The 24,928-nt window shown below is 67.7% G+C and carries 20 protein-coding genes; 5 read left to right on the top strand and 15 right to left on the bottom strand.

From position 1 onward, the window contains the following. Positions 1 to 190: 190 nt before the first annotated feature. Both SM757_RS24235 and SM757_RS24230 read right to left on the bottom strand, forming a co-directional pair. On the bottom strand, positions 191 to 3,415 hold the full coding sequence (locus tag SM757_RS24235) for a PAS domain S-box protein (RefSeq protein ID WP_322467361.1): 3,225 nt from the start codon (positions 3,413 to 3,415) through the stop codon (positions 191 to 193). Between the two features lie 19 nt (positions 3,416 to 3,434). Beyond that, on the bottom strand, positions 3,435 to 5,645 hold the full coding sequence (locus SM757_RS24230) for a PAS domain-containing hybrid sensor histidine kinase/response regulator (protein ID WP_322467360.1): 2,211 nt from the start codon (positions 5,643 to 5,645) through the stop codon (positions 3,435 to 3,437). Between the two features lie 728 nt (positions 5,646 to 6,373). Here SM757_RS24230 and SM757_RS24225 point away from each other — a divergent pair. Next, complete coding sequence (locus tag SM757_RS24225) at positions 6,374 to 7,591, top strand: hypothetical protein (protein WP_322467359.1); 1,218 nt, start codon at positions 6,374 to 6,376, stop codon at positions 7,589 to 7,591. 92 nt (positions 7,592 to 7,683) lie between these two features. On the opposite strand, the gene SM757_RS24220 is transcribed toward SM757_RS24225, so the two are convergent. Beyond that, complete coding sequence (locus SM757_RS24220) at positions 7,684 to 8,505, bottom strand: DUF2189 domain-containing protein (protein WP_322467358.1); 822 nt, start codon at positions 8,503 to 8,505, stop codon at positions 7,684 to 7,686. Positions 8,506 to 8,714: 209 nt separating this feature from the next. On the opposite strand from SM757_RS24220, the gene SM757_RS24215 reads away from it, so the two are divergent. Next, a complete protein-coding gene (locus tag SM757_RS24215) occupies positions 8,715 to 10,100 on the top strand; it encodes a formimidoylglutamate deiminase (protein WP_322467357.1) in 1,386 nt (461 codons plus the stop codon). Positions 10,101 to 10,148: 48 nt separating this feature from the next. Here the strand turns inward: SM757_RS24215 and SM757_RS24210 are convergent, their stop codons facing one another. The 10 genes from SM757_RS24210 to SM757_RS24165 all read right to left on the bottom strand — a co-directional run bounded on the left by SM757_RS24210 (position 10,149) and on the right by SM757_RS24165 (position 19,755). Continuing rightward, positions 10,149 to 11,150, bottom strand: a complete 1,002-nt coding sequence (locus SM757_RS24210; protein WP_322467356.1) for an aldo/keto reductase — start codon at positions 11,148 to 11,150, stop codon at positions 10,149 to 10,151. Positions 11,151 to 11,175: 25 nt separating this feature from the next. Then, positions 11,176 to 12,141, bottom strand: coding sequence for a Gfo/Idh/MocA family oxidoreductase (locus SM757_RS24205; RefSeq protein ID WP_322467355.1), 966 nt, complete (start codon positions 12,139 to 12,141; stop codon positions 11,176 to 11,178). Between the two features lies 1 nt (position 12,142). Continuing rightward, positions 12,143 to 13,000, bottom strand: coding sequence for a class III extradiol dioxygenase subunit beta (locus SM757_RS24200; RefSeq protein WP_322467354.1), 858 nt, complete (start codon positions 12,998 to 13,000; stop codon positions 12,143 to 12,145). A gap of 1 nt (position 13,001) precedes the next feature. Next, positions 13,002 to 13,445, bottom strand: a complete 444-nt coding sequence (gene ligA / locus SM757_RS24195) for a protocatechuate 4,5-dioxygenase subunit alpha (protein WP_322467353.1) — start codon at positions 13,443 to 13,445, stop codon at positions 13,002 to 13,004. 68 nt (positions 13,446 to 13,513) lie between these two features. Continuing rightward, positions 13,514 to 14,449: an amidohydrolase family protein gene (locus SM757_RS24190; protein WP_322467352.1), complete on the bottom strand. Its 936-nt coding sequence runs from the start codon at positions 14,447 to 14,449 to the stop codon at positions 13,514 to 13,516. A 3-nt stretch (positions 14,450 to 14,452) separates the two neighbouring features. Continuing rightward, a complete protein-coding gene (locus SM757_RS24185) occupies positions 14,453 to 15,373 on the bottom strand; it encodes a DUF1932 domain-containing protein (RefSeq protein ID WP_322467363.1) in 921 nt (306 codons plus the stop codon). Positions 15,374 to 15,387: 14 nt separating this feature from the next. Next, a complete protein-coding gene (gene ligK / locus SM757_RS24180) occupies positions 15,388 to 16,071 on the bottom strand; it encodes a 4-carboxy-4-hydroxy-2-oxoadipate aldolase/oxaloacetate decarboxylase (protein ID WP_066337335.1) in 684 nt (227 codons plus the stop codon). Positions 16,072 to 16,126: 55 nt separating this feature from the next. Continuing rightward, the gene (locus tag SM757_RS24175; RefSeq protein ID WP_322467351.1) at positions 16,127 to 17,155 is read right to left on the bottom strand and encodes an amidohydrolase family protein; all 1,029 of its coding nucleotides are present in this window, start codon (positions 17,153 to 17,155) and stop codon (positions 16,127 to 16,129) included. A 59-nt stretch (positions 17,156 to 17,214) separates the two neighbouring features. Beyond that, positions 17,215 to 18,585, bottom strand: coding sequence for an MFS transporter (locus tag SM757_RS24170; protein WP_066337330.1), 1,371 nt, complete (start codon positions 18,583 to 18,585; stop codon positions 17,215 to 17,217). A 237-nt stretch (positions 18,586 to 18,822) separates the two neighbouring features. Continuing rightward, positions 18,823 to 19,755 (bottom strand): LysR family transcriptional regulator, encoded by a 933-nt coding sequence (locus tag SM757_RS24165; protein ID WP_322467350.1) that lies wholly within the window; start codon positions 19,753 to 19,755, stop codon positions 18,823 to 18,825. A gap of 247 nt (positions 19,756 to 20,002) precedes the next feature. Here SM757_RS24165 and SM757_RS24160 point away from each other — a divergent pair, with 247 nt between their 5' ends. After that, complete coding sequence (locus SM757_RS24160; protein ID WP_169805919.1) at positions 20,003 to 20,176, top strand: DUF6726 family protein; 174 nt, start codon at positions 20,003 to 20,005, stop codon at positions 20,174 to 20,176. 36 nt (positions 20,177 to 20,212) lie between these two features. Continuing rightward, positions 20,213 to 21,517, top strand: a complete 1,305-nt coding sequence (locus SM757_RS24155) for an FGGY-family carbohydrate kinase (protein WP_322467349.1) — start codon at positions 20,213 to 20,215, stop codon at positions 21,515 to 21,517. A gap of 6 nt (positions 21,518 to 21,523) precedes the next feature. Here SM757_RS24155 and SM757_RS24150 read toward each other — a convergent pair whose 3' ends face one another. Continuing rightward, positions 21,524 to 22,909, bottom strand: coding sequence for a replication initiation protein (locus SM757_RS24150; protein ID WP_322467348.1), 1,386 nt, complete (start codon positions 22,907 to 22,909; stop codon positions 21,524 to 21,526). Between the two features lie 609 nt (positions 22,910 to 23,518). After that, positions 23,519 to 23,740 (bottom strand): hypothetical protein, encoded by a 222-nt coding sequence (locus tag SM757_RS24145; RefSeq protein ID WP_322467347.1) that lies wholly within the window; start codon positions 23,738 to 23,740, stop codon positions 23,519 to 23,521. On the opposite strand from SM757_RS24145, the gene SM757_RS24140 reads away from it, so the two are divergent. Beyond that, the gene (locus tag SM757_RS24140) at positions 23,733 to 24,914 is read left to right on the top strand and encodes an AAA family ATPase (protein WP_066337323.1); all 1,182 of its coding nucleotides are present in this window, start codon (positions 23,733 to 23,735) and stop codon (positions 24,912 to 24,914) included. The two genes, SM757_RS24145 and SM757_RS24140, sit on opposite strands and share 8 nt — an antisense overlap. The last annotated feature ends 14 nt before the right edge of the window (positions 24,915 to 24,928 follow it).

The raw sequence follows: 24,928 nt of genomic DNA, 5'->3' as shown, positions 1-24,928 counted from the left end.
CGCGTGGCGCCGCCGGCCTCCATCACCGGCTGCGACGCGCTGGGCTGTTGGGCCAGCGACGGCACGCGGCTGCAGCGCGCGGCGCCGGGCGTGCTGCTGGGCCCGCGCGGCTTTTGCAGTGCGCCGGGCGGGCTGCTGCAATGCCCTTGACGGGTGCGGCGTCGGACTCGGTTCAGGCGTCGGACTCGGTTCAGGCGTCGGCCACGCCGGCGGCGGACGACGCGTCCAGCCAGCGCAGCAGCACGCTGTAGAGCGACTGCGCCTCCACCGGCTTGGCGATGAAGGCGTTCATGCCGGCGGCCAGGCAGGCCTCGCGGTCCTCGCTGAAGGCGTTGGCAGACAGCGCCAGGATGGGCACGCCGGTCCAGCCCGGCAGCTTGCGCAGCTCGCGCGTGGCCGCCAGGCCGTCCATGCCCGGCATCTGCATGTCCATCAGCACCAGCGCGTAAGTGCCGCGGCGCGCCTTGTCCACGGCTTCCAGGCCGGAGACCGCGGCGTCCACGGCCAGCCCCGCGCGCTCCAGCAGGCCCACGGCCACCTCGCGGCTGACGAAGTGGTCCTCCGCCAGCAGCACGCGCGCGCCGGCATGGCGCAAGCGCAGCGCGCCCGCGGCGTCCAGCCGCGCCAGTGGGGCCTGCGGGCGCTGCGGGGCGCTGCCGCGGCCCACGCGGGCCGTGAACCAGAAGGTGCTGCCCTGGCCGGGCAGGCTGTCCGCGCCCGCGTCGCCACCCATAAGGCGCGCCAGCCGCTGCGTGATGGCCAGGCCCAACCCTGTGCCGCCATGGGTGCGCGTGGTGGAGGCATCGGCCTGCGTGAAGGCCTGGAAGAGCCGCTGCAATTGACCGCGCTCCAGGCCCACGCCGCTGTCCCGCACCTCCAAGCGCAGCAGCAGCCCGGCCTGCGTCTCCTGCTCCACGCGGGCGCGCAGCCGCACGAAGCCCTGCGACGTGAACTTCACGGCGTTGACGGCGTAGTTCAGCAGCGCCTGGCGCAGCCGCGTCGGGTCGCCGCGCAGCCAGGCGGGCACGCCGTCGCTGTCCACTTCCAGCACCAGGCCCTTGTCGGCCGCCGTGGCGGCCACCATGGCGCGCACGTCCTCCAGCACTGGGGCCCATTCGAAATCGATGTTTTCCAGTTTCAACTGGCCCGCTTCGATTTTTGACAGATCCAATATGTCATTGAGCGTGGCCAGCAAATGCCGCCCGGCCAGGCCTATTTTTTCCAGGCGCTGCAAATACCGCGGCTCCAGGATTTCCTGGCGCAGCAGCTCCGTCATGCCCAGCATGGCATTGAGCGGCGTGCGAATTTCGTGGCTCATGTTGGCCAGGAAGGCGGATTTGGCCTGGCTGGCGATTTCGGCGCGGCGGCGGGCCTCGTCGGCTTCCAGCGTGCGCGCTTCCACCAGGTTTTCAAGGTGGCGCTGGTATTGCGTCAACTGCCGGGCCATGATGTTTTTCTCGGTCACGTCGCGCACGGTGGCCTGGATGATGAATTGCGGGCCAAAATCCATGCAGGTCATGGAGATGGCCGCCGTAAAACGGCTGCCGTCCAGGCGCCTGTGCTCCCATTCGAATTGGGCACAATTGTCGCGGCAAGCCTGCCGAAAAACTTCCCCGGCCACTGCCAGCGAGGAGCGGCCGTCGGGCTGCACCATGGGCGACACGTCAAAAATGGTGCAGTCCATCAAATTGGGCACGCCAAACAATTCCAGCGCCGCACGGTTGGCGGCGACGAAGGAGCCTTGCATGGGGTCGAGCACGACCTGCGCATCCGTGGAGCGCTCGAACAATTGCCGGTATTTTTCCTCGCTGCTTCGCAAGGCCGACTCCAGGCCCTTGCGCTCGGTGATGTCACGCCAGATGCCGAAGGTGGCCATCAATTGGCCCTTGCCATCGAAAAGCGGGCCGGCCGTGCAGAGAAAATCGCGCAAGCCCAGCGCCGTGGGCAGGGTTTCTTCGGCCGAAACCAGTTCTGCGCGGGCCACGGCGGCGGTGGCCATGTTTTTCAATATGCGCGCCTGCGGCGCGGGCAACAGCGCGGTTTCATCCTTGCCCAAGATGTCCTGGGCCTCACGGCCCAAAATCCGGCAGGCCGTGCGGTTGGCCAGGAGGTAGTGGCCGTCCAGGTCCTGCAGGGTGATGGCTTCGTCGGAGGCGTTGGACAGCGCTTCCAGCAGTTGTAGCTCCTCCAGCCGCTCCTTGAGCGAGCGTGACAGCCCTTCGGCTCGCAGCAGCGCCTGGCGCTGGCGCAACACCACCGACACCACCAGGCAGGCCACGGCCAGCAGCAGGCCCAGCAGCGCCGCGCCGTGGATGCGCGCCGAAGCGTTGTCCCAAATCTCGGATTGGCGCACCACGGCGACCAGCACCCAGTCCGTACCGGGAATTTCACGCGCCACGCCCAGCACGGGCTCGCCCCGGCCATCCAGGCCCGCGGCGAATGCGTCCACGGCAATTTGTCCACTCAAGGCCTTGGCCGCCAGGGAATGCGGGCCGGACAAGGGCTGATCAATGGGCTGCGCACCGGCAAACCGCGGCTTGGCCAGGTATTGGACGGAGGCGCCATCACGCCTGAGCAGCAGGGCTTCCCCGCTTTCGCTGTGCACGGGCCAGCTTTGCAGCAGGTTTTCCAGCCAACCCGAGACCGGGGTATGGACCACGACAAAGGGGAAATTCTTGCCGGCGCTCAACAACGGCAGCACGAAATCCAGAAATTGCTCGCCGGACGCCGTTGTGTAAGGCGCGGCCTGCTGAATATCCAGGCTGCGGCGGGCGGCCTCCAGCGCGGCCCTCAAACCCTCCGACAACTCATTGGGCGCAGCCTTGCTGCCGGCCAGGTATTTTCCATGGTGATCCAGCACGCTCACCAGGGCCTCATTTCGCGGGCCGAACAAATCCTGCAGGCGCTGGATCATCAATTTTCGGTTTTCTTCGCTGCCCGCCTGCGAGCTCTGGTACAGCGCGGCAAAATACTCGCTGTTTTGAACGAAACGGGCATTGCGGCTGCGCTCCACCAGCCAGTCGGTGAGCAGCCGCGACTTGAAATCCGCAATGGATTGAAGGCGCGACACTTCGGCGTCGCGCTCCATTTTCCATATTTGAAGGCAACTCAGGCCCGTGAATGCCAGCAGCGCCACGGCACCCACTGTCCAGGCCCGCCATCCGCCGTGGGGCAGCGGGTTTTCAGCCGACATTTTCAGCCGCCTGTAGCGCAGCAAGGCGTGAAACAGCAGGGCGCTGAAGGCAATGAATATCCAGAACTTGGGCGCGCCCGTGGCCCAGGGCACGGGCCCGGCCAGCCATTGCAGCAGGGCGTCGATCAGCCAGTGGCCCGCCACGGCGGCGGCGGCATACAGCAGGACGAAGAAAAGGTCGGCGCGCGGCGGCGGAGCCTCGGCTTGGGCGCAGTGGGACATGGCGGCAGCGGTCGCGCGGTCACGTGTTGAGGGAGGCCGGCGGCTGGGCGCCGCCGGTGGCGTCCAGCCAGTGCAGCAACACGCGGTACAGGACGTCCATCTCCACCGGCTTGGAAATGAACCCGTTCATCCCGGCATCCAGGCAAGCCAGGCGGTCCTCCTGGAAGGCATTGGCCGTCAGCGCCAGGACGGGCACGCTAGCCCAGCCCGGCAGCGCCCGCAAGGCGCGCGTGGCGTCCAGCCCGTCCATCACGGGCATCTGCATGTCCATGAGCACCAGTGCGTAAGCGGCGGCGCGGGCCTTGTCCACGGCCTCGCGGCCGTTGAAGGCGGTGTCCGCCACCAGCCCGACACCCTCCAGCATGGCCAGCGCCACCTGGCAGTTGACGGGATTGTCCTCAGCCACCAGCACGCGCTTGCCGGCATGGCGCTCGCGCAGCGCGCGGGCGGGGTCGGCTTCCTGCAGGGCGTCGGCGCCGTCGTCCAGGGGCGGCGCCACCCGCCCGGGCAGGAAACGCGCCGTCAGCCAGAAGGTGCTGCCCACGCCCGGCGTGCTGACCACGCCCACCTCGCCGCCCATGAGCCGCACCAGGCGCTGCGTGATGGCCAGGCCCAGCCCGGTGCCGCCGAAAGGACGCGTGGTGGAGCTGTCGGCCTGCTCGAAGGCTTCGAACAGGCGGCTGAGCTGCGGCGCCTCTATGCCTATGCCGCTGTCCTGCACCTCGAAGCGCAGCATCAGCGCGCCCTGCGCCTGGCCCACCAGGCGCGCGCGCAGCACCACGAAACCCTGCTGCGTGAACTTCACCGCGTTGCCCAGGTAGTTCAGCAGGGCCTGGCGCAGGTGGGCCGGGTCGCCGTGCAGCCAGGCGGGCACGCCGGCCGCGTCCAGGCTCAGCGCCAGGCCCTTGGCGCGGGCGGACTCGTCCATGAGCGAGCACAGCTCCTGCAGCAGCGTGGGCAGATGGAAGTCCACCCGCTCGCTGCTGACCTTGCCGGACTCGATCTTGGAGAGGTCCAGGATGTCGTTGACGATGCCCAACAGGTGGCGCCCGGCCTGCGTGATGTGCTGCAGGTGCGCCGTCTGCGCGGCCGTGGCGCCGCTGCCGCGCAGCAAGTCGGCCACGCCGATGATGGCGTTGAGCGGCGTGCGTATCTCGTGGCTCATGTTGGCCAGGAAGGCCGTCTTGGCCTCGCTGGCCGCCTGCGCGCGGGCACAGGCCTCGTCGGCCTCGCGGGTGCGCTCGCGCACCAGGCGTTCGAGCTCCTGGCGGTAGCGGCTGAGCTCCAGGCTCATGCGGCGCTCGTCGGTGACGTCCTCCAGCACCAAGACGAAATGCGTGGGCCCGCTGCCGCCCAAGCTGATGGGCGAAATGACGGCGTACTCCACGTACTCGTCGCCGTTCTTGCGAAAAAGCGTGTATTCGCCCTGCCAGGGCAACCCGCTGCGCAGCTTTTCCCAGGCCTGCGCGTGAACGGCGGGATCGGTGGCGCCGGGCGAGAGCACGGCGGCAATTTCGCCCTGCACTTCCTGCGCCGAAAAACCGCTGATGCGGGAAAAGGCGGCGTTGGCATATTCGATGCGCCCGTCCAGGCCGGTGATGACCATGCCGGCGGGCCCCTGCTCCAGCGCCATGGAGAGCTTGTGCAGCCGTGCCTCGTCCAATTTGCTCTCGGTGATGTCGCGCAGGATGGCAAAGCTGCCCAGCAGCGCGCCGTCGTCCTCGAACAGCGGGCCGCGCGTGGCATGGAACACCCGCGTGCCCTGGGCGGTCTGCAGCACTTCCTCGCCGCTCATGACGCGGCGTTGGACCAGCACGCGGCGCGTGGCCTGCAGCACGGCCTGCGCCTGCTCAGGCGGAAACAGGGCGGTGTCGTCGCGGCCCAGCACCTGGTCCACCGGCTTGCCCAGCAGCTCGCAGGCGCTGCGGTTGGCCAGCAGCCAGCGGCCCTGCAAGTCCTTGACGGCCACGGCCTCGTCCGAGGCCTCGGTGAGCGCCGCCACCAGGCGCAGCGACTTCACGCGCTCCTGCAGCGACTGCGACTCCACGCGCGCGCGCTCCAGCATGCGGCCCAGGCGCAGCAGCACCAGGACCACGCCGGCGGCCATCAGCACCAGCAGGCCGATGAGCACGAACCACACGGTGTCGGAGACGGCATGGGCCAGCGTCTGCGCCGCCGCGGCCTGTGGCACCAGGGTGCCCGCAAGGCCTGCCGCACCTGCCATGCCCATCCCCCTGCCCTCCAGCCCGCGGCCCGAAATCATCCTGCCTTGTCCTGCTCTCATAGTGGTGCGGATATTTATTTTCCTGCACCATTGAGGCAATATATTTTCGAATTCAAATCCATTTACTCATTTACCGGTAAATACCATACTTCCGGCAAACATTTTCACGGATTCATACTCAAATGCGCCAAGTGCAGCATCCGAATTAGAATGAAAATAACCTTGTCGACTGTGATCCAATTGTCAACAATGGGCGGGCATTCCCGAACACGCGGGGTAGGACATTTCCCGCCCTGGCGCCGTAGAAATAAAAACTTTTGCCGCACGGCGCAAGTCCGGTGACCGTGAAGCAGCGGGCAGTTGGCTGCGGCCGCATGCAGGGCGGCCAACTTGCATCCACTCGTTACTTGATGTGTATGGGACGCAAGGAGTTGCTTTTCAAGGAATTTGCGCCGGGACCAAGCACTGTGGAGTCACAAGGTTTCCAGCCCGCGAGAGCTTGATACCGTTCCCGTCCCCCCCTGCGAAGCCTGCTCGAAGCGGCCAGGGACCGTGCAGCAAACCGCCTTGGCCTGACAACGAGCCTGCCCGCCTGGCCTGAGCGCAAGGCTGGTCTCAACATTTCTTACGTCTTGACTCATTCAACACCGTTTCGGTGCGGCAGATATTGATTTGCCTAAAGCGCCGAATATTGCGGCGCCAACGTGGTTTTCAGTATTCGCAAAGAGGCTGCCGTGAAAACCTTGATATCACATTGGACTTTGGTGCTGGGGCTGTTGGCGGCACTGGGCTTGAATGCCTGCGGCGGTGGTGACACCGCAGCGGACACAAGCGCCAGCCTGCCCTTGGAAACATCGACCAGCAAAACAACCAATGAAAAGCCGGCACAAATGCCGACATACTCCACAGGCACTTCAGAGCAGCCGTTTCACACCGGCACACTCCAGCCCGAGGCCGCCGCGGGTACCATGAAATGGAACCCCGGGCATTATGTGACTTTCAGCTCGGACACGACCGACGATGAAATTGATGCCCGGCTGGATGAAATCCGCAAGCTTCCTTTCAAGGGCATCGTGGTGCGGGCCTTCTGGAAACAGCTTGAGCCGCGCAAGGATGCCTACAATTTCAAGCGCATAGACCGCCACCTCAACCTGGCCGCCGCCAACGGCAAGCGCTTTTTCTTGCTGCTGACCACCCGCAACTTTCGCACCGGCGTGGTGGCGCCGGACTACCTGCGCGCGCCGCTTTTCGACGGCGGGGTGTACCAGTACAAAAGCTCCAAGGACACGCTGGGAGAAAATATTGCGCTCTGGGATGACAACGTCCGCAATCGGCTGGCCTTATTGATCAAGGCCCTGGCGCGCCGCTACGACGGCAACCCGTATTTTGAGGGCATCATTCTCAATGAAACCGCATTCGGCCAGCCGGTTTCAGAGGTCAGCGACGAAAATCGCGCCGCCTATTACTCCAACTTGCTGCAAATTGACAGCCTGGCACGCGCCGCATTCACGCGTACCGTGGTGATTCAATTCATCAATTTTCCGCCCCAGCGCACCGGCGCCTTGGTGGACAACATGCTGAACAAGGGAGTCGGGTTTGGATCGCCTGACGTGTTCCTCGCGGATGAGGATCACGAAAAATACGTCTATCCTTACACCGATTTGGTGCAGCGCCGCATTCCCATCGGCATGCAGGTGGAGTCGGACTCTTATATCCACCGCTGCGCGGGCTGCGCTTTCGACCCGCCACCGGTCAAGGATCTATATACGTTCGCCCGCGACCGGCTGCACAGCAACTACATATTCTGGCAATACGTGCAGGAACCCTGGTACGACGCCTGGACCAAGGTGAAGGCGTTGTTCAGATCCGCGGGTTTTCCAAGCGACCCCGCCGGCGGCCTGGCCACCGCATGCCCCCGCCGCTATGCAGCGTGCGTGTCCAACGGGCATTGAGGCCTGGCGCATTTGCGGCGCAAGCGGCAGGGACGTATAGGCAATCGCGGCGGCCCGCGCTTGGCGCCGGCTGCCGCGGGTGCATCAAAGCGTCAATTGCCCCGCTCCACCATGTCGCGGTAGGCGTGCCAGCTCGCATGCGCCAGCAGCGGGAAGACGAAAATCAGCCCAAGCATGGCCGTGAGGAAGCCCAGCAGCGTCAAGGCGGCAATGATCGCGGCCCACACCAGCAGGGGCAGGGCGTTGCGCCGGCAGCAGCGCAGGCTGGTCATGGCGGCCGTGACGACGTCCACCGGGCGGTCCACCAGCAAGGGCGCACTGACCACGGTGAGCGCGAACACCACCGCCGCCGCCAGTGCGCCGGATGCCAGGAACATCAGCCCAAGCGCCAGGTACTGACCGGCCATCAGCTCGGACAGCAGTTGCGACAGCTTGATGGCCTGGCCTTGGTAATAGAACGCGAACAGGATGGCCGCCGAGCGCTCCCACAGGATGTAGGCCAGCGCCAGCATCAAGCCCAACATGGCGATGGAGCCGGCATGGGCCTGCAGGCCCCGCACGCTGGCACGCAGGTCAGGCGGCTGCCCCGCTTCCAGTTGCTGGGCCAGCCCATACAGCGCAATGGCGAGGAAGGGGCCGACGAGCAGGAAGCCGCCCAACAGCGCTGGCGCGACGTAAGTGGCTTTCCACGCCGCCGTGGTCAGCAGCATGCCCACGGCCGCCACGAGAACGCCCAAGCCCAGGCTCGGAGCGGGCGAGCGCATCACGTCGCGCCAGCCCATGCGCAGCCATCGCCAGGGACTGTCAAGGCCTATGGCGCGAACCTCGGGGTCCGCGGCATCGGACACCGCAGCGTCCGTGCGGGAAGTGGGCGCTGCCTGCGCCAGGCTGTGTCTATCGAGCGTGTGGTCCATGGCGAACTCCTACGCGGTGGGAAAGGACAAGCCGGCACGCCGGCCTGGCGTATACGCAAGAGATGCGCGAGAGGCCGGCGGCGTGTTGCCGTGGATGCTAACGACAGCGGACCCGGGAAAACCACTGGCGGCGAAAACATGCGTTGCCGTCGTGGAAAACTGTCGCTCCCGCGCCTTGCGCCGCAGGACGGACCTTTGGGGAGAGATGGATGCTCGATCAACTGTGGGCGCCGCGCGCCTGGCTGCCCGGCGGCTGGCGCGAGCGGGTGCTGCTGGACATCGGCCGCGACGGGCGCTGGTCCGCCGTCACGCCGAACGTGGACGCGCCGCCCGGCGCTCACGTGGCCGCCGGGCCCTTGCTGCCCTCGCTGGTGGATGCGCACAGCCACGCCTTCCAGCGGGCCTTCGCCGGCCTGGCCGAGGTGCGCGAAGGCACATCGGCGGACGACTTCTGGTCCTGGCGCGAGCGCATGTACGCCGTGGCGCAACGCATCACGCCGGCGCAGTTGCGCGCCGTGGCGGCACAGCTGTGCGTGGAGCTGCTGCGCGGCGGCTACACGCAGGTGTGCGAGTTCCACTACCTGCAGCACGACGCTGACGGCCGGCCCTACGCCGATGACCCGCTGGCCATGGCCTGGACGCTGGCGGACGCGGCATCAGACGCCGGCCTGGGCCTGACGCTGCTGCCGGCGCTCTACGAGCGCGCCGGCTTCAGGCAGCCCGCGTTGCGCCCGGAGCAACGCCGCTTCCGGCTGGATGCCGCGGGCGTGTGGGCGGCGGCGCGGCGCATCGAGTCGGCGGGCCGGCCGCTGTTGGGCGCGGGCCTGGCCATCCACTCGCTGCGCGCGGCAGCGCCTGAGTCGCTCGCAGCGCTGCGCGACCTCTCGGAAGGGTTCGAAGGGCCCATCCACATCCACGTTGCCGAGCAGGCGGCGGAAGTGCAGGACTGCAAGGCCGCGTTGGGCGAGCGGCCCATACAGTGGCTGTACGACCAGGGGCTGCTGGATGCGCGCTGGCAGCTCGTCCACGCCACGCACGCCACGCGCAAGGAAATCGCCGCGGTGGACGCCTGCGAGGCCGGTGTGGTGCTGTGCCCAACGACCGAGGCCAACCTGGGTGACGGCCTGCCGGACTTGGAAGGATGGCTGGCGGCGGGCGTATCGCTGTCGCTGGGGTCGGACAGCCAGGTCTCGCGCGATGCGCTGGAGGAACTGCGCTGGCTGGAGTACGGCCAGCGCCTGCACCTGCGCCGGCGCAACGTGGCCGCCGCGCCGGGGCTGCAGCAGCCGTCCACGGCGGCACGGCTGTTCGACGCCATGGTGGCCGGCGGCGCGAGGGCCGCCGGCGAGCCGTCGTGGGGCCTCACGCCGGGCGCGCGGGCGGACGCGCTGGTGGTCGACGGTGATGCCGACGCCTTGGCGGGCGTGCCCCCGGCACGGCTGCTGGACGCACTGGTGTTCGCCAGCCCCGCGCGGCCCTGGCGCGACGTGCTGGTGGCCGGCCGCTGGGCCATCCAGGACGGCCGGCATGCACAGGGCGCCGGCATCGCCGGGCGTTTCCACAGTGCAATGGAAGCGCTCTGGAATGAGGCCTGAGCCGGGCACGGCGGCGCGGCAGCGTGGCCGCGCCGGCCCCCGGCCTCGTCAGAACTCCTCGGTGTCGATTTCCCGCTGCGTGGCGGCGTTGTAGCGGCCGCCCGCGACGGTGCGCGGGTTGATCAGCGCGTCCAGATCGCGCATCACGTCCGCGTCCAGGGAAACGTTCACCGCACCCAGGTCCTCCTCCAGGTGCGCGACGCTGGTGGTGCCGGGGATGGGAACGATGTCCTCGCCCTGCGCCAGCAGCCAGGCCAGCGAAAGCTGCGCCGGCGTGGCGCCGAGGGATTGCGCGATGCGCTTGAGGCCGTCGAAGAGCTGCAGATTGCGCGCGTAGTTCTCCGGCGAGAAGCGCGGCATGGAGCGGCGAATGTCCTTGGCGTCCAGCGTGGACACGTCGGCCAGCCCGCCGGCCAAAAAGCCGCGGCCCACGGGGCTGAAGGCCACAAACGCCACACCCAGCTCGCGGCAGGCCTGCAGAGCGGCGATCTCGGGGTTGCGCGTCCACAGCGAGTACTCGGTCTGCAGCGCGGCAATCGGGTGCACGGCATGCGCGCGGCGCAGCGTGGCGGCCGAGACTTCGGACAGCCCAAGCGTCTTGACCTTGCCCTGGCGCACCAGGTCCGCCATGGCGCCCACGGTCTCCTCGATGGGCACCTGCATGTCCAGCCGGTGCAGGTAGTAGAGATCTATGACCTCCACGCCCAGGCGCTGCAGGCTGTCCACGCAATTGCGGCGAATGGTCTCGGGGCGGCCGTCGATGACGCGGCGCGTCACGCCGTCCTCGCCCTTGACGCCGGCCATGCCGCCCTTGCTGGCCAGGGTGAAGCGGTCACGGTGCGGCTTCAGGGCGCGGCCCACCAGCGTCTCGTTGGCGCCAAAGCCGTAGAGCGCGGCGGTGTCGAACAAGGTGACGCCCAGGTCGAGCGCGCGCAGCAGCAGCCGCTCGCCCTCCTCCGCCGGCGGCGGAACGCCATAGGCGTGGCTGAGGTTCATGCATCCCAGACCGATGGCCGAGACGCTGAAGGGACCGATGCGGCGCTGCTGCATGAGGCTCACTCCCGTTGCACAGGGGTCACAGGTCGGCGTTGAGCTGCTGCTCCAGCGCGTGCAGCACTTCGTAGCAGGGCAGCACCTGCGCCACGCTGGAGTTGGGCTCGCGGCCCTCGCGGATGGCGGCGAAGAACTCGCGGTCCTGCAGCTCGATGCCGTTCATGGACACGTCCACCTTGGACACGTCGATCTTCTCTTCCTTGCCGTTGACCAGGTCGTCGTAGCGGGCGATGTAGGTGCCGCTGTCGCCGATGTAGCGGAAGAAGGTGCCCAGCGGGCCGTCGTTGTTGAAGGACAGCGACAGCGTGCAGATGGCGCCGCTCGCGGCCTTGAGCTGGATGCTCATGTCCATGGCGATGCCCAGCGCCGGGTGGATGGGGCCCTGCACGGCATTGGCCTTCACGATGGGGCTGCCGCACTGATAGGCGAACAGGTCCACGGTGTGCGCGGCGTGGTGCCACAGCAGGTGGTCGGTCCAGCTGCGGGGCTGGCCCAGCGCGTTCATGTTGGTGCGGCGGAAGAAGTAGGTCTGCACATCCATCTGCTGGATGTTGAACTCGCCGGCCTCGACCTTCTTGTGTATCCACTGGTGGCTGGGATTGAAGCGGCGGGTGTGGCCGCACATGGCCACCAGCCCCTTTTCCTTCTGCAGCCGCACGACTTCCTGCGCGTCGGCCAGCTTGTCGGCCAGCGGGATTTCAACCTGCACGTGCTTGCCGGCCTTCAGGCACTCGATGGCCTGCGCGGCGTGCATCTGCGTGGGCGTGCACAGGATGACGGCGTCCACCTCCGGCAGCGCCAGGCTGTCGGCCAGCTCCGTGGTGACATGCTTGATGCCGTACTTCTCGGCCACCTCGCGGGTCTTTTCCAGATCGCGGCTGACGAGGGAGACCACCTCCACGCCGTCGATATTGCGAATGCCGTCCAGGTGCTTGATGCCGAAGGCGCCGGCGCCGGCCAGCGCGACCTTGATGGTCTTGTTGCTCATGTCAGTTGTTCTCCAGGATGAGGTGGCCGACGGCCGTGTTCGAAGCGGGTACGTGATAGAAGCGATGCTTGACGGTGGGCTTCGCGCTGCCGCCGTTGACGTCGCTCATCGCGCCGCGCGCGATCAGCCACATCACCAGCTCGATGCCCTCGCTGCCGGCCTCGCGCACGTAGTCGATGTGCGGGATGCTGGCGGCGGCCTCGGGGTCGCTGATGAGCTTGTCCAGGAAGGCGTTGTCCCATTCCCGGTTGATCAGCCCCGCGCGCGGGCCCTGCAACTGGTGGCTCATGCCGCCCGTGCCCCAGATCTGCACGTTCAGCGGCTCGTCGTAGCTGGCCACGGCCTTGGCGATGGCCTTGCCCAGGTTGAAGCAGCGCCGGCCGCTGGGCACGGGATACTGCACCACGTTGACGGCAAAGGGAATGACCGGGCAGGGCCACTCGTCGGGCTGGCCGAACATGAGCGACAGCGGCACGGTCAGGCCGTGGTCCACGTCCATCTTGTTGACGATGGTGAGGTCGAAGTCGTCCTGGATCACGGACTGCGCAATGTGCGCGGCCAGCTCCGGATGGCCCTTGACCATGGGCACCGGGCGCGGGCCCCAGCCCTCGTCGGCCGGCATGTACTCGGCCGCGGTGCCGATGGCGAAGGTGGGAATGAAGTCCAGGCTGAACGCCGTGGCGTGGTCGTTGTAGACCAGGAACACGACGTCGGGCTTGTTCTCCTGCTCCCACTGCTTGGAGAAGTCGTAGCCCTTGAACAGCGGCTGCCAGTAGGGCTCCTGGGTCTTGCCCAGGTCCAGGCTGGCGCCGATGGCCGGAACGTGCGAGGTGTAGACGGATGCGGTGATGCGGGCCATGTCAGTTGCCTTTGCTCTGGCCGGCCGCGCCCTGCGGCTGGCGATGGGTTTGGGCGTCGCCGTCCTCCCCGATGACGCGGTTGCCTTGGGCCGAGCGGCCACCGGCGACCATCATCTGCCGGTACTCGTCTTCCGTCATGCCGGTCATGCTGCCGGCCATCTGCTGGAAGCTGCGGCCGTCGGTGGCGCCGATCTTGGCCAGGAAGTAGATGTTGCCGCCCAGCGCGATGCAGCGGTTGAGGTCGCGCGCCAGCACGGCTTGCTTCTGCTCTTCGCTCATCGCCCACTGGTCGAGGTAGGCGCGCTCGTCCGCCTTGAACTTCTCGCGGTTCTCGGCCTTCATCAGCGACATGCAGAACTGGTTGAGCCAGTACCCTTGGCGCGACATGTCGGCGTCGAAAATGGTCGTGCCGGGCACGTCCTTGTACGGTTTCTGCAGAGCCATGTGCGGTGTCTCCTTGGTTGGGCCGGAGCGCGCCTCACGCGCCGTCCGCCCCGTTGTTGCTCACGCTTTCAGCGGACTTCGTCCGGCCAGTACAACCGCATGGGGTTGTCCACCAGCAGCTTGCGCTGCAGCTCGGCCGTGGGCGCGATGTGCGGGATGAAGTCCACCAGCAGCCCGTCGTCAGGCATGTGGCCCTTGAGGTTGGGGTGCGGCCAGTCGGTGCCCCACAGCACGCGGTCCGGGAATTCCTCCACCACGCGGCGCGCGAAGGGCACGACGTCGCGATAGGCATTGCGCTCGCCGTCCAGCGCCTGCGGCCCGCTCACCGACAGCCGTTCCGGGCAGCTCACCTTGCTCCACACGTTGCCGTGCTCGCGCATGAACTTCAGGAACAGCTCGAACTCCGGGCCGTCAATGGGCTTGGTGACGTCCGGGCGGCCCATGTGGTCCACCACCACCGTCGTGGGCAGCGCGGTGAAGAAGTCCCACAGCTCCGGCAGGTCCACGGCCTCGAAGTAGATGACCACGTGCCAGCCCAGCTTGGCGATGCGGCCGGCAATCTCCATCAGCTCGTCCTTGGGCGTGAAATCGACCAGGCGCTTGACGAAGTTGAAGCGCACGCCGCGCACGCCGGCGTCGTGCAGGGCCTGCAGCTCCTCGTCGCTGACGCTGCGCTTGACGGTGGCCACGCCGCGGGCCTTGCCCTCGCTGTGCAGCAGCGCATCCACCAGGGCACGGTTGTCGGCGCCATGGCAGGTGGCCTGCACGATCACGTTGCGCGCGAAACCCAGGTGGTCGCGCAGCGCAAAGAGCTGGTCCTTGGACGCGTCGCAGGGCGTGTACTTGCGCTCCGGCGCATAGGGGAATTTCTCACCCGGGCCGAACACGTGGCAGTGGGCATCGACGCTGCCGAGCGGCACCTGGAAGGCGGGCTTGGTGGGACCCTCGTACCAGTCCAGCCAGCCTGCGGTCTTGGTGAAGTCACCGGTGGTGGGTTTGCTCATGGTTCAATCCTTGTTGACTTGGGCCAGGATGCGGTCGGCCTCGGTGCGCCAATCCGGGCTGCGGGCAAATTCCGGCGTGCCCCTGGCGCCGAACAGGCCGGCGTCGGCCAGATCGGCCACCCAGGCCTGGCGCTCGGCCGTGCCGCCGGCGCTCCAGGGCGCGAGGCCGGCCTCGCGCACCGTCTCGGCCACTTCGCGCACTTCCTCGCTGCGGCGGCGGCCATGCTCGATGACGCGCTGGAAGAAGTAGGCGGCCTGTTTTTCCCAGTCGATGCCGGGAAAGGTTTCACGCAGCGAGGCGATCACGGCGTCTTCCACGCCGTAGTGGCGTGCAGCGGTGAAGCTTTCGATGACCATGGCTTCCAGGCCCTTGATCATCACGCTGCGGCACATCTTGGTGGCCGAGGCCACGCCCAGCTGGTCGCTGCTGACCTGGGCGTCGAAGCCCAGGGCGTTGAGCAGCGGGGCCAGCTCGGCCGCGCTGGGCCCGCCCAACAGCAGCGGCACGCGTATGCGGTAGGGCGGGATGGAGGTCATCACCGCGCCCTCGACGTAGCGGCCGCCCGCGGCGTCGATGAGTGCGGCCGCGCGCTGCTTGGCGCCGGGCGAGGCGGAGTTGAAGTCCAGGAAGAAGGCCCCGGCCCTCACGCCCGCCACGCAAGCCTGCGCCACCGGCACGGCCTGGCTGGCGGTCACGGCGCTGACGATGAAGTCGGCACGCGCGGCCAGCTCGGCATGCGAGGCCGCCAGCGCCACGCCATGGGCGCGGGCATGCGCCACCAGCGCCGCGGCCGTTGTCGGCGCATCCAGCTTGAGGTCGTAGGCGGAAACGGTGACGCCTTGCTTGCGCAGGTCCTCGGCCAGGATGCGGCCCACCTCGCCGTAGCCGACGAGGCCGATGTGCCACTGCTTGGGGTCGGCCATGGTCACGCCCCGCTTCAGTCGATGTACTTCAGGCCGGCCTTTTCCAGCGGGCCACGCATGTTGTACATGTCCAGCCCCAGGATGCCGGAGGCCAGCTTGGCGCGCTTCTCGCCTTCGAAGCTCTCGCGCTTGGCGGCGGCTTCGGCCACTTCCACGACCTTGGCCCTGGGCACGCAGCAGATGCCGTCGTCGTCAGCCACGATGGCGTCGCCCGGGTTGACCAGCATGCCGGCGCACACCACGGGGATGTTCACCGAGCCCAGCGTCGCCTTGATGGTGCCCTTGGAGGAGATGGCCTTGCTCCACACCGGGAAGCCCATCTCCTGCAGCACGCGCACGTCGCGCACGCCGGCGTCGATGATCAACGCGCGCGCGCCGCGGGCCTGGAAGCTGGTGGCCAGCAGGTCGCCGAAGTAGCCGTCGGTGCACGGCGCCGTGACGGCCGCCACCACGATGTCGCCGGGCTGAATCTGCTCGGCCGCGACGTGCATCATCCAGTTGTCGCCCGGCTGCAGCAGCACCGTGACGGCCGTGCCGGACACCTGCACGCCGGGATAGATGGGCCGCATGTAGGGCTGCAACAGGCCGACGCGGCCCTGCGCCTCGTGCACGGTGGCCGAGCCCAGCGCGGCCAGGCGGTCCGTGGCTTCGCGGTCGGCACGGGTGATGTTGCGGTAAACGACGCCGAGTTCAAACATGGTGATGCTTTCCTGATGCGTGGGGGTGCGGGCTGTTGATGCGAAGCTTGGCGGCTTACAGGCCCTTGGCCTTGAGCGCGGCGTCCAGGCGCGGGAAGACGCGGCGGGCGTTGCCTTCGTAGACCATGTGGCGCTCCTCGTCCGTGAGGTTGGCCGTGGCCGCGACGTAGCGCTTGGTGTCGTCGTAGTAGTGGCCGGTCTCGGGGTCGATGCCGCGCACCGCGCCGATCATCTCGGAGGCGAACAGGATGTTCTTCACCGGGATGACCTTGGTGAGCAGGTCGATGCCGGGCTGGTGGTACACGCAGGTGTCAAAGAAGATGTTGTTGAGCAGGTGCTCGCTCAGCAGCGGCTTCTTGAGCTCCTGCGCCAGGCCGCGGAAACGGCCCCAGTGGTAGGGCACCGCGCCGCCGCCATGGGGAATGAGGAACTTCAGCGTCGGGAAGTCCTTGAACAGGTCGCTGGTGAGGCACTGCATGAAGGCGGTGGTGTCCGCGTTCAGGTAGTGTGAGCCCGTGGTGTGGAAGCAGGCGTTGCAGCTGGTGGAGACGTGGATCATCGCCGGGATGTCCAGCTCGACCATCTTCTCGTAGATGGGGTACCAGTGGCGGTCGGACAGCGGCGGGCTGGTCCAGTGACCGCCGGAGGGGTCCGGGTTCAGGTTGATGCCGACGAAACCGTACTCCTTGACGCACTTCTCCAGCTCGGGGATGCAGGTGGCGGGGTCCACGCCCGGCGACTGCGGCAGCATGGCCGCGCCGATGAAGTGGTCGGGGAAGAGCTCGCTCACGCGGAAGCACAGCTCGTTGCAGATGGCGGCCCAGGTGGAGGAGGTTTCGAAGTCACCGATGTGGTGGGCCATGAAGCTCGCGCGCGGGCTGAAGACGGTGAGGTCGGAGCCGCGCTGCTTCATCAGCTTGAGCTGGTTGGTCTCGATGGACTCGCGCAGCTCGTCGTCGCTGATCTTCAGGCTCTTGGGGTCGGGCTTCTTGCTCGGGTCCTTGAGCGAGGCGATCTGCAGGTCGCGCCAGGCGCCCAGCGCGGCAGGCGCGGTGGTGTAGTGGCCGTGTACGTCGATGATCATCGAGGTCTCCTAGAGGTTTGGCTGATGGTGCGGGCGGCCGTGGCCGGCTCGTCGGGTGATCAGTGGCCCAGCGCTTCGCCGCGGGCGCTGTTGGCACGTCCGGGCTGCTCGGGATGCGCAAGCTGCTTGACCAGCAGCGCGGCGCAGGCGATCAGGCCCGGCACGGCCACCACGGCAAACACCGTGGCGAAGTCCAGTTGGCGGCGCTGCAGCTCGGCCACCAGGAAGGAGCCGGCAATGCCGCCGAAGCGGCCGATGCCCAGCATCCACGACACGCCCGTGGCGCGGCCCTGCGTCGGGTAGAACATGGCGGCCAGCGCGGGCATGGACGATTGGGCCGTGTTCATGATGGTGCCGGCAATGAACACCACCGCCATCAGCAGCCCGACGTTGCCCACGGTGGCCTGGCCAATGGCCCAGATGGACACGGCGGTGAGCACGTAACCAACGGCGATGATGCGGTTGGCGTTGTAGCGGTCCATCAGCCAGCCGGCAAAGATGGCGCCCACGCCGCCCAAGGGGAAGAGGGCCGAGATCAGCGTGGCGGTGGCCGGGTCGATGCCGGCGTCGCGGAACAGGATGGGCATCCAGTTGATCAGCGCGTAAAAGATCACCAGGCCCATGAAGTACGCCACCCACAGCGACAGCGAGCCCACGATGAACTGGCGCGACAGCACCACGCCCAGGCCGCTGCGGGCCTGCGTGGCCGGCGCCTTCTCGGCCATGACGAAGCGCGAGGCGCCTTGCGCCATCGCGGCGTTGATGCGCACCAGCACGGCGCGGATGCGCTCGGCGGCGTAGCCCTTGGCCACCATGTAGCGCGCCGACTCCGGCAGCGCCGCCAGCATCACCGCGATCAGCACCAGCGGCGCCACGCCGCCCAGCATCAGCACGCTGCGCCAGCCGAAGTGCGGAATCATCCAGGCCGCCAGGAAGCCGCCAAAGGCCGCACCCAACGGGAAGCCGCAGAACATGGCGTTGGTCAGCATGGCGCGCTGCCCGTCGGGGCAGTACTCGCTCATCAGCGTGACGGCGTTGGGCATGGCCGCACCCAGGCCCACGCCGGTGACGAAGCGCAGCACCGTCAGTTGCGTGAGGTCGCCGGACCAGGCCGAGGCCAGGCAGCCCAGGCCGAACACCAGGGTGGAGGCGATCAGCACACGCTTGCGGCCCAAGCGGTCGGCCAGCGGACCGGCGCTCAGCGCCCCCGCAGCCAGGCCAAACAGCGCCGCGCTGAGCACCGGCGCCAGCGCCGGCTTGCTCACGCCCCACTCCTTCACCAGCGACGGCGCGATGTAGCCTATGGCCGCCGTGTCAAAGCCGTCCAGCAGGACGACGGTGAAGCACAGAAAAAACACCAGCCATTGGTAGCCTGAGAAGCGGCTGGCATTGAGTAGCGCCTGCACATCGACGCTTTTGCTTTGGTCCACGAAAGTCTCCTGGTGGCCCCCCGGCACATGGGTGGAGTTGGGCGGGCAGTTGGCATGCCGCCCAATCACGGAACGGCCATCTTTTGCGGCGCGATTCTGATCACGCCCCCCTCCCCCACCAAGCCCATTGAGCCCATAGCTGCTATCGCAAAACGGCATGGCTGCGCCGCTTGATGTATCTCAAACAGGAATGGCGGCGACAAGATTCAGTCGCCGGCCGGAAGCGGGCCAGAAGAATCAGTCGGTACCGACGAGGGCCGTGCCGCCGGTGGGCAGGCCGAGGCTGAGGTCCACGAGCAGTTGCGACGCCTGGCGCATCAGCGGACCCGGCCGCCGCGTGGAGGAGCGGGCCAGGCACAGCACGCTGGTGAGCGTGGGATCGGTGAGCGGGCGGGCACGCAGCTCGTTGGCCCGCGGAGAAGCGTTCACGGCGCTGGCGGTGAGCACGGCACAGCCGTGGCCGGCGGCCACCAGCTCGATGATGGAGGCCACGCTGGAGACTTCCCAGGCAATCTGCAGCTTGAGCCCAACCAGCGCCGCCTGCGTTTCCAGCTGGCGCCGTATCACGTGGGCGCGCTCGGGCAGCACCAGCGGCAAGGCGGCCAGCTCGCGCAGCGGCACCAGCGCCTTGCCAGGCGCGCGGTCGGACGGTGCCTCGCGCCGCTCCACCAGGCACAGCGGCTCGTTGAGCAGCGGCATGACCTCCAGCCCCGGCTGCGCCTCGGGGTTGTAGAGCAGGCCGATGTCCACGCGCGAGCTCAGGATCCACTCGACGATGTGCGTGGACAGCCCCTCGACAATGGCCAACTGCGCCCGCGGCAGCCGCTGCTTGAAGGTTTCCACCAGCGGCACGGTGAGCTTGCGCCCCATGGTGGGCGGCACGCCGATGACGACACGGCCCACCGCCTCGTCGCGCGAGGAGCGCATGTCCTCGCGCGCCTGCGCCACGGCCTGCAGGATGCCGCTGCCGTGCTCCAGCAAACGGCGCCCGGCCTCGGTCAACACCACGCCGCGGCCATTGCGCAGCAGCAGCGTCTCGCGCAACTCGATTTCCAGCGAGCGCACCTGGCGGCTGAGCGCGGGCTGCGCGATGTCCAGCACGGCCGCAGCCTTGCTGAAGCTGCCCAGTTCGGCGACCTGGACGAAGTATTCGAGCTGCTTGAGATTCACACCGGCAGGACGCGCAGCGGCGCGGCGCGTCTTATATAGAGAAGTGAAGGTGAATGCCGCCGCTGTGGCGGGTGCCGAGGATAGCGCGCCCGCTCCACCCTGCTTCGCCCCGGCGGGCGCGTGCACGGCTTGAGCGGCGGGCACGGGCGCGGTCCGCCGACGTGACTTTTCACCGCGTCCTGTCGTAACAGTTGGATTGGGAAGGCGGCGGCCGTCAACGGGGCCGCCGCGCTGCCGTTGGAGCGGCATGCGAACCGTTGTACTGACTTGCTGCGCCCTCGTCCTGACCTCGCTGCTTGGGGGCTGCGGCGCCGTCGCCTTTCCCTGCCGCGCCGCGTCGGCAGTGATCAAGATCGTCCCGGTGGTGGGCCACGCCGCGGCCTTGCCCACGGACGCCTGCGCGGCCGTCATCGATCCCTGACACCTGCCCAGGGGCGCCGCCCCCAACAATGCGGCCATGGACAGTGTTCCCGCCTCTGACGACGCCCTGCACCTGGGCCTGGACCTGGGCACCTCCGGCGTGCGCGCGGTGGTGGTGGCCGGCCATGGCGACGTGCAGGCCACGGCCCGCGAAGCCCTGCCGCCGTCGCTGCGCGACGGTGCCCGCGTCACGCAGCAAGCTGCCGATTGGTGGGCCGCGGTGCGGCGGGTGCTGCAGGCGGTGCTCACCCAAGTGCGCCGCGAACGCTTGATGTCCATTGCGGTGGACGGGACGTCCGGCACCCTGCTGCTGGCCGACGCCCAAGGCGTGCCGCTCACGCCGGCGCTCATGTATGACGACGCGGCCTCGCTGGCCGAAGCCGCGCAGATTGCCGCCGTGGCGCCACCCGACACCGCCGCGCGCGGACCCGGCTGCGCGCTGGCGCGGCTGCTGCATCTGCAGGCCCAAACGCCGCGGGCCGCCCACGCCCTGCACCAGGCCGACTGGATCGCTGGCCAACTCCTGGGCCGCTTCGGCTGGTCCGACGAACACAACGCATTGAAGCTGGGCTACGACCCGCTGTCGCGGCGCTGGCCAAATTGGCTGCAGGGGCTGCCGCTGCGCATGGAGCTGCTGCCGCAAGTCGCGGTGCCCGGCACGCGGCTTGGGCCGCTGGCGCCCCATATCGCCCGCGAGTTGAACCTGCCCGCCGACGTGCAGGTGGTGGCCGGAACGACCGACGGTGTCGCGGCCTTCCTGGCCACGGGCGCGTGCGAGGTGGGCGAGGCCGTCACTTCGCTGGGCAGCACGCTGGTGCTCAAAGTGCTGTCGGCGCAGCCGGCGTGGGCGCCGCAGTACGGCATCTACAGCCACCGGCTGGGACAGCGGTGGCTCGCGGGCGGCGCCTCCAACAGCGGTGGGGCCGCGCTGCTGCGGCATTTCACCCGTCAGCGCATGGCCGAGCTGAGCCCCAGGCTGCGCCCCGGCCAATGGACAGGCCTCGACTACTACCCGCTGCCTGCACCCGGAGAACGTTTCCCCGTCAACGACCCGGCCCTGGCGCCACGCGACACGCCGCGGCCCGCGGACGCCGCCCTGTTCTTCCAGGGCCTGCTCGAAGGCATCGCGAACGTTGAAGCCTTGGGCTACCGGCGCCTGGCGGCGCTGGGAGCGCCTTACCCATCGTGCGTGTGGACGGTGGGCGGCGGCGCGGCCAATGCGCCCTGGCGGCATCTGCGCCAAAGCTGCCTGGGTGTGCCCGTGGCCGTCGCGGCCCACGAGGAAGCGGCCTACGGCGCGGCGCAACTGGCTCGCCGGTCCATGGGCAACTGGGTGCCGTAACGGGCCTCAGCGCCGAACACCCGGCGGCGTGTCCCAGTCCGCGCCATGCACCGCTTGCGCATACAGGCGCACCAACACCGAGCCCAGCACACCGTGCAGCACGTCGCCCTGCGCGGCGCGGCGCGAGACCACGGCGCTGAGCATCCCGCGCGCGGCCAGCTCCTGCAGCGCGCGCTCCACCCAGCCACGGCGCTGCACGGGGTCCAACGCGGCAATCTCGCTTTTCACCTGCGCAATGCGCTCGTTGAGCCAGGCTTCGGCATGGGCCCCGGTGTCGGCCACGGCGGGCGATGCCGGCGCCGGCGCCGGCGAAGCCAGCGCCTGGATGGCGGCCGCGCTCCCCTGCTCCACCACGGCGGCCGGCACCGGCGTGCCGGGCAGCGCCGGGGGCTCCTGGGCATCGCCATGGCGCAGCAATGAGCGCAGATACGCGTAGGCGTGCTCGATGCCGCGCAACTTGCGGTTGACGGCGCGGTGCTCCAGCACGTCCAGTTGCTCGCGCACCCGGGTCTCGCCGAATTCCTTGATCAGGCCGTCTAGCTTGGCTTCGCGTATGCCCAGCGACTCCGCGCGCAGCACCAGGCCTGCATCCACCGGCCCCTCGGCAAGCGCCCGCGCGCGCGGCGTGCCGCGCTTGCGGCGCACGGCGAATTGCACTTCGCTCACGGCGCGGCCGACCTTGTGCTCTATGAGCTCGATCTCGATGTCGGTCTCGCTGTTGATCTCCTCGACCGCCGGCTTCACGCGCTCGTTCTTGAACTTGCGCCACTCGCGCCGCTCGGCGCCGCCGGGTGCGGGGTTGAGTGCATCGGCCCACCACTGCACCGGCTTGCGGCTGGTCACGCCGGAGGGGTTGTCCCGGTAGCGGGCGCAGATTTCATACAGCGCCACGGCAGCGTAGGAGCCCAGCTTGGCCAGGACGTCCAGGTCGATGCGAGCCCAGCGCGCGGGCTCGCGCAGCGCCGACATGATGGTGGGCGGGTAAGACCAGGACACCCAGTTCTCGCCGTTGCGCACCTCTATGGCCACTTCGCTGAGCATGCTGAAGCCGCGCCATTTCAAACCGTCGCCGGGCGCCGTGGATTCCCAGTCCACTTCCAGCCCCCGCATCTCGCGCAGGTAGCGTTTGGCGGCCGTGCGGTCCTCGCCGCTGGAGCCGGTGGTGCGCAGCAGCGCGGGCAAGGGCGCCTCGAACAGGTAGTCCGCGGCCGGCATGGTCTCCATGGCCTGCAGCCGCGACTGCGATACCTGCAGCAGCGCGTTGTACAGCCGCCGCCCCGTGAGCGTGACGCGGCGCGAGCGCGGGACCATCACGATCATCTCGTGCGGCTTGCGCAGCTCCGCGCCTTCTTCCTTGGGCACCGGGACGCGCGGCTGGTCTTTGTCATCCATGGGACAGCATCATATGTCCACGCACCCCTGGACGCTTAGGGACTTTCTATGCCTTCGCGTTTCTTCGAATTTCAAGTGAATCCGCGTCCGATCGCATGACGACAGATCGTGAGCCCTACTTCTCCGGTTAGAAAATGGACACATCGTGTCCTTGCGGGCAGCGTGCTCCTCCATCAAATCGGTTAAAAGCTGGACAGTCCACCGCTGTGCTGCTTGCTTGTGATCGGAGCACAGCGGTTTTTTCCTGGACATTTCCTTTCCGCCCCGACCACAGCGTGAAGAACCGGCAGCCGGTTAAAAGCTGGACAGCTTGCGACGCGGCCTCCAAGCGATCAATAAAGCAGGCCGGTTGAAACCTGGACACCGGGCAGACTCTGTCCAATGTTTTTCTTGAAGTTCAGGCGGTTAAGGGCTGGACAGCAGACACTTCAGGAACGGCTGCCGGCCATCGCATGTGCCCGGCGCGCCAACACGGTGCCTTGTGGACAAGCTGCCACAGTGTCCGGGCAGACGCTGGACACTTGGCGGTTGAATCATGGACGGTATCGGTTAAATACTGGACGGTATCGGTTAAAAGCTGGACAGAGTGCATTATTAATATTCAGTAAATCATTGATTTTTATAGATAAAACCGAGTTGTCCACAAGCTTTAATCTCTTTAACTTCTTTAGACTTTATTAATCCCGCCGAGAAGATAGTAAAGAAATCAAACGGCGCTGCTGATAAGGCCCATGTTGTGCGCTGTGCCACTGCACATGCGATTTTTCCGATGTGCCATGCATAATCGTCTGCAATCCCAAAAACGTAACAAGCGGGCACGGACATGGACATCAAACAGGCCATCCGTCGGCAAAGCCTGGCCGACATCGAACATCAAGCGGCACGCGTGGCGGCCATGATGGGGCACATTCGTGCGGCCATGCTGCCGCCGGCGGCCAAGAAGTCGGCGCCGTCCTTGAGCGCCGCTCAACTGGCGCAGCTGTGCCACGTGGACAAATCGAAGATTGCCTACCGGCTCACCCGTGGCGATCTGCCCGCTGGTCAGATGCAGGGCAACCGGCGCGAGTGGTCCATGGCGGATGCGCGCCAGTGGATTCGCGAGTTCCGCGCCCCCCACATGCGTCCCGAAGGCGCCGTGGGCACCACGCTGACGGTGGCCAACTTCAAGGGCGGCGTGGCCAAGACCACGTCGGCCGTGACGCTGGCGCAGGGCTTGTCCATGCGCGGCCACCGGGTGCTGGTCGTGGACCTGGACCCGCAGGGCTCGGCCACCACGCTGTTCGGCGTGCTGCCGGACGCCGAAGTGGAGCAGGAACACACGGCCATGCTGCTGTTCTCCGGCGCCCACGAGGACTTGAGCTACGCCATACGCGGCAGCTACTGGCCGGGCATCGACCTGGTGTGCGCCGCGCCGCTGCTGTTTGGCGCCGAGTTCGCCCTGCCCGCCCGCCAGACGCGCGACCCGGGCTTCGAGTTCTGGCGCGTGCTCGACCGCGGGCTGGACCAGGCGCGCATGGACTACGACATCATCATCATCGACACGCCGCCGGCGCTGAGCTACGTCACCATCAATGCGCTGATGGCCGCCGACGGGGTGATCATGCCCTTGCCCCCCTCGGCACTGGACTTCGCCAGCTCGGCCCAGTTCTGGGACTTGTTCAGCGACCTGTGCAACCAGCTCATTCGCAGCCGCGGCCAGGACAAGACCTTTGAGTTCATCGACGTGCTGCTGTCGCGCGTGGAGTCCAACGACGCGGCCAGCACGGTGGTTCGCCAATGGGTGCTGGAAGGCTACGCCGACAAGGTGCTGCCCATCGAGATTCCCAAGACCGCCGTCACCGCCACGGCGTCGGCCGAGTTCGGCACGGTGTACGACCTGCCCCGCGGCGCCATGAACGCCAAGACGTTTGCCCGCGCCCGCGACGCCTACGACCGCATGTGCGAACTGGTCGAGCAGCAGATCCAGGCCGTGTGGGCCACGCAACTGGAACAACTGGCCGTCTGAGCTGAGGAGCCGCC

The sequence above is a fragment of the Azohydromonas lata genome (assembly GCF_034427735.1).
GTDB classification, from domain to species: domain Bacteria; phylum Pseudomonadota; class Gammaproteobacteria; order Burkholderiales; family Burkholderiaceae_C; genus Azohydromonas; species Azohydromonas lata.
Note: the sequence above shows the minus strand (reverse complement) of the source record. Positions and strands in the feature narration are given on the sequence as shown.

Bases quoted from the DNA above. Each gene is read 5' to 3' on its own strand.
- SM757_RS24190 (WP_322467352.1), bottom strand. From the start codon at position 14,449: ATGAGCAAACCCACCACCGGTGACTTCACCAAGACCGCAGGCTGGCTG.
- SM757_RS24210 (WP_322467356.1), bottom strand. From the start codon at position 11,150: ATGCAGCAGCGCCGCATCGGTCCCTTCAGCGTCTCGGCCATCGGTCTG.
- SM757_RS24140 (WP_066337323.1), top strand. From the start codon at position 23,733: ATGGACATCAAACAGGCCATCCGTCGGCAAAGCCTGGCCGACATCGAA.
- SM757_RS24145 (WP_322467347.1), bottom strand. From the start codon at position 23,740: ATGTCCATGTCCGTGCCCGCTTGTTACGTTTTTGGGATTGCAGACGAT.
- SM757_RS24205 (WP_322467355.1), bottom strand. From the start codon at position 12,141: ATGAGCAACAAGACCATCAAGGTCGCGCTGGCCGGCGCCGGCGCCTTC.
- SM757_RS24175 (WP_322467351.1), bottom strand. From the start codon at position 17,155: ATGATCATCGACGTACACGGCCACTACACCACCGCGCCTGCCGCGCTG.
- SM757_RS24235 (WP_322467361.1), bottom strand. From the start codon at position 3,415: ATGTCCCACTGCGCCCAAGCCGAGGCTCCGCCGCCGCGCGCCGACCTT.
- ligK (WP_066337335.1), bottom strand. From the start codon at position 16,071: ATGTTTGAACTCGGCGTCGTTTACCGCAACATCACCCGTGCCGACCGC.
- SM757_RS24200 (WP_322467354.1), bottom strand. From the start codon at position 13,000: ATGGCCCGCATCACCGCATCCGTCTACACCTCGCACGTTCCGGCCATC.
- SM757_RS24160 (WP_169805919.1), top strand. From the start codon at position 20,003: ATGCGAACCGTTGTACTGACTTGCTGCGCCCTCGTCCTGACCTCGCTG.
- SM757_RS24230 (WP_322467360.1), bottom strand. From the start codon at position 5,645: ATGGGCATGGCAGGTGCGGCAGGCCTTGCGGGCACCCTGGTGCCACAG.
- SM757_RS24155 (WP_322467349.1), top strand. From the start codon at position 20,213: ATGGACAGTGTTCCCGCCTCTGACGACGCCCTGCACCTGGGCCTGGAC.
- SM757_RS24150 (WP_322467348.1), bottom strand. From the start codon at position 22,909: ATGGATGACAAAGACCAGCCGCGCGTCCCGGTGCCCAAGGAAGAAGGC.
- SM757_RS24215 (WP_322467357.1), top strand. From the start codon at position 8,715: ATGCTCGATCAACTGTGGGCGCCGCGCGCCTGGCTGCCCGGCGGCTGG.
- SM757_RS24220 (WP_322467358.1), bottom strand. From the start codon at position 8,505: ATGGACCACACGCTCGATAGACACAGCCTGGCGCAGGCAGCGCCCACT.
- ligA (WP_322467353.1), bottom strand. From the start codon at position 13,445: ATGGCTCTGCAGAAACCGTACAAGGACGTGCCCGGCACGACCATTTTC.
- SM757_RS24185 (WP_322467363.1), bottom strand. From the start codon at position 15,373: ATGGCCGACCCCAAGCAGTGGCACATCGGCCTCGTCGGCTACGGCGAG.